Raw genomic sequence first — 6,118 nt, 5'->3', positions numbered from 1 at the left:
GGGCCCGAGGATGTCCTCGGGCCCGTCCGGCGTTGTCGGCTGCTGCTCAGCCTTCGGTCTTGGCGGCGGTCGCACGCGGCGCCCGGCGCCTGCGCGGCTTCGCCTCGGCCTCTGCGGCGGCCGGGGCCTCGGCCACGGTCTCCGTCTTCGGCTTGGCGGCCGCACGGGTGCGGCGACGCGGCTTGGTCTCGGTGACCGGCTCGGAGATCGGGGCGATCTGGAAGTCGACCTCGTCCTCGACCGGCTTGACGACACGGGCCCGGCGACGCGGCTTGGTCACCGTCTTCGTCTCGGTGACCGGCTCGGAGATCGGCGCGATCTGGAAGTCGACCTCGTCCTCGACCGGCTTGACCACGCGGGCCCGGCGGCGGCGCGGCTTGGTCTCGGCCACGGGCTCGGCCTCGACCACCGGCGCGGCCTTGGCGGCCTTGGCCGCCTTCGGCTCCACCACGACCTCGACCACGGCCTCCACCGTGCTCACCACGGCCTCGGCGGCCGCCTCCGCGGCACCGACCCGGGTACGGCGGCGGCGACGCGGCGTACGCGGCTCCACCGGGGCGTCGGCGGCCTCGGCTGCCGGAGCCGGCACCGCGGCGGCGGACGCCGCGTCGGAGACGGCGGAGCCGCCCCGGGTGCGACGGCGCTGACGCGGCGTGCGCGGCGCGCGCTCCTCGCGGACGGCGGGCGCCGAAGCGGCGGCGGACTTGCGGCCACGGCCGCCCGTCTCGCCGAGGTCCTCGATCTCCTCGGCCCGCAGACCCGCCCGGGTCCGCTCGGCGCGCGGCAGGACACCCTTGGTGCCGGCCGGGATGTCGAGCTCCTCGAAGAGGTGCGGCGAGGTGGAGTAGGTCTCGACCGGGTCGTTGAACTTCAGGTCGAGCGCCTTGTTGATCAGCTGCCAGCGCGGGATGTCGTCCCAGTCGACCAGCGTGATCGCGATGCCCTTGGCGCCCGCGCGACCGGTCCGGCCGATGCGGTGGAGGTAGGTCTTCTCGTCCTCAGGCGACTGGTAGTTGATGACGTGGGTCACACCCTCGACATCGATACCGCGTGCCGCGACGTCGGTGCAGACGAGCACGTCCACCTTGCCGTTGCGGAAGGCCCGCAGCGCCTGCTCACGGGCGCCCTGGCCGAGGTCGCCGTGGACCGCGCCGGACGCGAAGCCGCGCTTCTCCAGCTGCTCGGCGATGTCGGCCGCCGTGCGCTTCGTACGGCAGAAGATCATCGCGAGCCCGCGGCCGTTGGCCTGCAGGATGCGGGAGACCATCTCCGGCTTGTCCATCGAGTGGGCCCGGAAGACGTGCTGCGAGATGTTCGCGACGGTCGCGCCCTCGTCGTCGGGCGAGGTGGCGCGGATGTGCGTCGGCTGCGACATGTAGCGGCGCGCGAGGCCGATGACGGCGCCCGGCATCGTCGCCGAGAACAGCATCGTCTGGCGCTTCGCCGGAAGCATCGTGATGATCTTCTCGACGTCGGGCAGGAAGCCCAGGTCGAGCATCTCGTCGGCCTCGTCGAGCACGAGCGCACGGACGTGCGAGAGGTCGAGCTTGCGCTGTCCGGCCAGGTCGAGCAGGCGGCCCGGGGTGCCGACGATCACGTCGACGCCCTTCTTCAGGGCCTCGACCTGAGGCTCGTACGCACGGCCGCCGTAGATCGCGAGAACGCGTACGTTGCGCACCTTGCCTGCGGTCAGCAGGTCGTTGGTGACCTGCTGGCAGAGCTCACGGGTGGGGACGACGACCAGCGCCTGCGGCGCCTCGGTCAGCTCCTCGGGCTTCGCCCGGCCGGCCTCGACGTCCGCGGGGACGGTGACGCGCTCCAGCAGCGGCAGACCGAAACCGAGGGTCTTGCCGGTGCCGGTCTTGGCCTGGCCGATGACATCGGAGCCGGAGAGCGCGACGGGGAGCGTCATCTCCTGGATGGGGAAGGGGGACACGATGCCGACGGCCTCAAGGGCCTCGGCCGTCTCGGGAAGAATCCCGAGTTCACGAAACGTAGTCAGGGTGCTGCCTCTTCTGTGAGACGCGGTCCGAGGCGAACGCTGGGGGTCGTACCGTGCCGGGGTTGGTCATCCGGCCGTGGATGGGCCGGGTGGCGCGGGACCACTGCCGTCGCTCGAGCGCTCGTGCCGCTGAGGGGGCCCCTCATCTGCGGTCGTACGTGTCGTACGCCCCGCGTGGAGGGCTGTCGGGTCGGAGCCGATCGGGCCACCGACCGGGCATCCTCATTCGTTTTCACCATTTTCACGCCACCGGTACGTCCAAAATACTCAGTAGGCGCAATACCACTGTACCCCGGATTCGCGCATGTGTGTTGGGCGAATTCATCGGAACGGTGTGATGTCACTGGCTGGCCAGGCCCTTCCGTCCCCCGCCGGGCGGGCTATTCTGCGCTTCATGGAGACGCCTGACAACGCCACTGAAACCTCCGAACCCACCGGAATCGCCGCCCAGGACTGGGCCACCGCTTCCGCGGAGCCGCAGTACCGGGCAGCGGTCGTGGACCTGCTGGGAGCACTCGCGTACGGGGAGCTGGCGGCCTTCGAGCGGCTCGCCGAGGACGCCAAACTCGCGCCGACGCTGGCCGACAAGGCGGAGCTGGCAAAGATGGCCTCCGCCGAATTCCATCACTTCGAGCGGCTGACCGACCGGCTGGCCGCGATCGACGTGGAGCCGACCGGCGCCATGGAGCCCTTCGCCAAGGCGCTCGACGACTTCCACCGCCAGACCGCGCCGTCGGACTGGCTGGAGGGCCTGGTCAAGGCGTACGTCGGCGACTCGATCGCCAGCGACTTCTACCGGGAGGTCGCGGTCCGGCTCGACTCGGACACCCGCTCCCTCGTCCTGGCCGTGCTCGACGACACCGGGCACGGCAACTTCGCCGTCGAGAAGGTGCGCGCCGCGATCGAGGCGGACCCGCGCGTCGGCGGCCGGCTCGCGCTCTGGGCGCGCCGGCTGATGGGCGAGGCGCTCTCCCAGGCCCAGCGCGTGGTGGCCGACCGCGACGCGCTGTCGACCATGCTCGTCGGCGGCGTGGCCGACGGCTTCGACCTGGCCGAGGTCGGGCGGATGTTCTCGCGGATCACCGAGGCGCACACCAAGCGGATGGCCGCGCTGGGACTGGCCGCGTAGCCGGATCATCGGGGCCGGCCCGCCGGGCCGGCCTCAGGCCGCCGCTGATCGGCTCAGATGGCGGCTGCGGGGGCGGATCAGCAGCGAGAGCGTCACGGCCCCGATCAGCGCCGAGCCGATCAGCGTGGCCACGACATGGCCCGGACCCAGCACCGAGTGCATGAGATACGCGCCGAACAGCCCTCCCAGGGCGCCGGTGGTGAAGACGGCGCGGCGGGACGGGAGCCGGTCCGGCAGTGAGCGGAGCGCCAGCCAGGCGAGGGCGAGTCCGAGCAGTACGGAGCCGAGCGGTTCCAGGATCACAGATGATCACCTCGCGAGTTGCGGGGCGGCTAGGGCCTCTCCGGCAGGTCAGGCCCTGAATCGGTCGTTAGCGGTCCTACCCGTGCGTTGCGGAACGCAACCCTCCTGGACACGGGCTTCACACAGGGATCGTCGGTTCCGGCCGGAACGGGGAGCGGCCCGGTGGGAGATCCCACCGGGCCGCTGCCTCGGTCACTGCTGAGAGCGTGCTGGACTACAGCGCGCCGAACCCCACCCGACGGGTGCTGGGCTCGCCGATCTCCACGTAAGCGATCCGGTCGGCCGGCACCAGGACCTTGCGGCCCTTCTCGTCCGTGAGGCTGAGCAGCTGCGCCTTACCGGTGAGAGCCTCGGCGACCGCGCTCTCGACCTCTGCGGCGGAAAGCCCGCTCTCCAGAACGATCTCCCGGGGCGTGTGCTGCACCCCGATCTTGACCTCCACGGCTATGTCCCTCCGACGGTCAGTCCCTGCGCGGTGAACCGCGCCGTACGCAGCACACATTAGCCCGCTGAGGGGGACCGCCAGTGGTCGGCGGGCAACGCCCGCAGCGAACACGGGCGCGGCCGCGCCGGGCGGCCCGCGTCAGTGCTGATCGATGCCGTGCAGCGGGAAGCCCGCGATGCCCCGCCAGGCCAGCGACGTGAGCAGCTGGACCGCCGTGTCGCGCGGAATGGCCGAACGGCTGGAGAGCCAGTAGCGGGCGACCACCTGGGAGACGCCGCCCAGGCCGACCGCGAGCAGCATCGACTCGTCCTTGGACAGCCCCGTGTCACCGGCGATGACGTCGGAGATCGCCTCGGCGCACTGCAGCGAGACCCGGTCGACGCGCTCGCGCACCGCCGGCTCATTGGTCAGGTCGGACTCGAAGACCAGCCGGAAGGCGCCGCCCTCGTCCTCCACGTACGCGAAGTACGCGTCCATGGTCGCGGCGACCCGCAGCTTGTTGTCGGTGGTCGACGCCAGGGCCGTACGGACCGCCTGCAGAAGCGATTCGCAGTGCTGGTCGAGAAGGGCCAGATAGAGCTCCAGCTTGCCCGGGAAGTGCTGGTAGAGCACCGGCTTGCTGACCCCGGCCCGCTCGGCGATGTCGTCCATCGCGGCGGAGTGGTAGCCCTGCGCCACAAAGACTTCCTGCGCGGCGCCCAGCAGCTGATTGCGTCGGGCGCGGCGAGGCAGGCGAGTGCCTCGCGGGCGCGCCGCCTCGGTCTGCTCGATGGCTGTCACGCCGCCTCCCAAATTTGTGATCGGACACAGCTTTTCCGTGCACGCTGCGCCGTACAGCCATCGTACTTTTGGGTAACCCGGGTACGCGCGGCGCGGACGCAGAATTTCATGGACCGGACGGCTGCGGTAGCCACAGATTGCTCGACCACCGGAACAAATCAGGTTGTATCAGCGGTATTCGTCCTCATCCTGTGCGACGACCCGGGCCTGCTCCGCCGCATCCGCCTCGTCGGCACCGTTCCGGTCGATCTCGGTGAGCGGTTCGTCGCTCCGCTGCTGAAGATCGGCCCGCTGCTCGGCGGCGTCCGCCCGGGGCGTCTCCTGGTCGGGTTCGTCCGGCTGGATGTCCTCGAAGGTCTCCGGGTCGCTGGGGTCGACCGTCATGGTGACTCCCTTCCTTGCTTCGAGCGTAGGAGCTGCGCCCGCGGGCCGCTACGCGGTCTGTGACCGCGAACACATGAATCGGGGTGTGATCGTCTCGTAACATTGCCGCATGTCTTCGACCGAGCTGCCGGGAGTCCGTGCCGTCGCCGCCGCGGTGTCCCCCGCGGTGGGCACCGTCGGGGTCGCGGAGGGGGAGGAGCTGCGCTCCGTCGCGCTGCCCGGGCTGACGATGACCGTCCGGTCCCGGCCGCCGGAGCGGACCGGACTGCCGCCCGCGCTCTATGTGCACGGGCTCGGCGGCTCCTCGCAGAACTGGTCGGCGCTGATGCCGCTGCTCCAGGACGTGGTGGACGGCGAGGCCGTCGACCTGCCCGGCTTCGGTGACTCCCCGCCGCCGGACGACGGGAACTACTCGGTCACCGGGCACGCCCGTGCCGTGATCCGGTTCCTCGACGCGGGCGGGCGCGGACCGGTGCACCTGTTCGGCAATTCGCTCGGCGGTGCCGTGGCCACCCGGGTCGCCGCGGTCCGTCCGGACCTGGTCCGCACCCTCACCCTCGTCTCGCCCGCCCTCCCGGAGCTGCGGGTGCAGCGCTCCGCCGTGCCGACCGGGCTGCTCGCGGTGCCCGGTGTGGCGGGCCTGTTCGCCCGGCTGACCAAGGACTGGTCGGCCGAGGACCGTACCCGCGGGGTGACCGCGCTCTGTTACGGCGATCCGCGCCGCGTCTCCGAAGCGGGCTTCCGCGCGGCGGTGGCCGAAATGGAGCGCCGGATGGAGCTGCCGTACTTCTGGGACGCGATGGCGCGTTCGGCACGTGGCATTGTCGATGCGTACACGCTCGGCGGTCAGCACGGACTGTGGCGCCAGGCCGAGCGGGTGCTCGCACCGACCCAGCTCGTGTACGGCGGACGGGACCAGCTCGTCTCGTACCGGATGGCACGCAAGGCGGCCGCGGCCTTCCGTGATGCACGGCTGCTGACGCTGCCCGACGCGGGGCACGTGGCGATGATGGAGTACCCGGAGGTGGTCGCCCAGGCCTTCCGGGAACTGCTCGACGAACGCGGCGGGAGCTGA

The 6,118-nt window shown here is 71.2% G+C and carries 7 protein-coding genes; 2 read left to right on the top strand and 5 right to left on the bottom strand.

Going from position 1 to position 6,118, the window contains the following annotated elements; all coding sequences use genetic code 11:
- Nucleotides 1-46: 46 nt before the first annotated feature.
- A complete protein-coding gene (locus ACFVH0_RS28085) occupies nucleotides 47-1,912 on the bottom strand; it encodes a DEAD/DEAH box helicase (RefSeq protein ID WP_385824604.1) in 1,866 nt (621 codons plus the stop codon).
- Nucleotides 1,913-2,396: 484 nt separating this feature from the next.
- On the opposite strand from ACFVH0_RS28085, the gene ACFVH0_RS28080 reads away from it, so the two are divergent.
- Nucleotides 2,397-3,131 carry a ferritin-like fold-containing protein gene (locus ACFVH0_RS28080; protein WP_385824602.1) on the top strand — a complete coding sequence of 245 codons (735 nt, stop codon included), beginning with the start codon at nucleotides 2,397-2,399 and terminating at the stop codon, nucleotides 3,129-3,131.
- 33 nt (nucleotides 3,132-3,164) lie between these two features.
- On the opposite strand, the gene ACFVH0_RS28075 is transcribed toward ACFVH0_RS28080, so the two are convergent.
- The 4 genes from ACFVH0_RS28075 to ACFVH0_RS28060 form a co-directional block, all read right to left on the bottom strand.
- On the bottom strand, nucleotides 3,165-3,434 hold the full coding sequence (locus ACFVH0_RS28075) for a hypothetical protein (RefSeq protein ID WP_385824600.1): 270 nt from the start codon (nucleotides 3,432-3,434) through the stop codon (nucleotides 3,165-3,167).
- A gap of 214 nt (nucleotides 3,435-3,648) precedes the next feature.
- Nucleotides 3,649-3,876 (bottom strand): DUF3107 domain-containing protein, encoded by a 228-nt coding sequence (locus ACFVH0_RS28070; protein ID WP_385824598.1) that lies wholly within the window; start codon nucleotides 3,874-3,876, stop codon nucleotides 3,649-3,651.
- 141 nt (nucleotides 3,877-4,017) lie between these two features.
- Nucleotides 4,018-4,659 (bottom strand): TetR/AcrR family transcriptional regulator, encoded by a 642-nt coding sequence (locus tag ACFVH0_RS28065; RefSeq protein WP_018105511.1) that lies wholly within the window; start codon nucleotides 4,657-4,659, stop codon nucleotides 4,018-4,020.
- 168 nt (nucleotides 4,660-4,827) lie between these two features.
- Nucleotides 4,828-5,043, bottom strand: a complete 216-nt coding sequence (locus ACFVH0_RS28060) for a hypothetical protein (RefSeq protein ID WP_360541748.1) — start codon at nucleotides 5,041-5,043, stop codon at nucleotides 4,828-4,830.
- 109 nt (nucleotides 5,044-5,152) lie between these two features.
- On the opposite strand from ACFVH0_RS28060, the gene ACFVH0_RS28055 reads away from it, so the two are divergent.
- Entirely contained in the window at nucleotides 5,153-6,118 is a 966-nt protein-coding gene (locus ACFVH0_RS28055) for an alpha/beta hydrolase (protein ID WP_385824596.1), read from the top strand.

It is taken from the genome of Streptomyces sp. NPDC127117 (genome assembly GCF_042677325.1).
Lineage (GTDB): Bacteria > Actinomycetota > Actinomycetes > Streptomycetales > Streptomycetaceae > Streptomyces.
Note: the sequence above shows the minus strand (reverse complement) of the source record. Positions and strands in the feature narration are given on the sequence as shown.

Coding starts and splice junctions, on each gene's coding strand:
- ACFVH0_RS28060 (WP_360541748.1), bottom strand. CDS start 5,043: ATGACGGTCGACCCCAGCGACCCGGAGACCTTCGAGGACATCCAGCCG.
- ACFVH0_RS28085 (WP_385824604.1), bottom strand. CDS start 1,912: ATGACGCTCCCCGTCGCGCTCTCCGGCTCCGATGTCATCGGCCAGGCC.
- ACFVH0_RS28055 (WP_385824596.1), top strand. CDS start 5,153: ATGTCTTCGACCGAGCTGCCGGGAGTCCGTGCCGTCGCCGCCGCGGTG.
- ACFVH0_RS28080 (WP_385824602.1), top strand. CDS start 2,397: ATGGAGACGCCTGACAACGCCACTGAAACCTCCGAACCCACCGGAATC.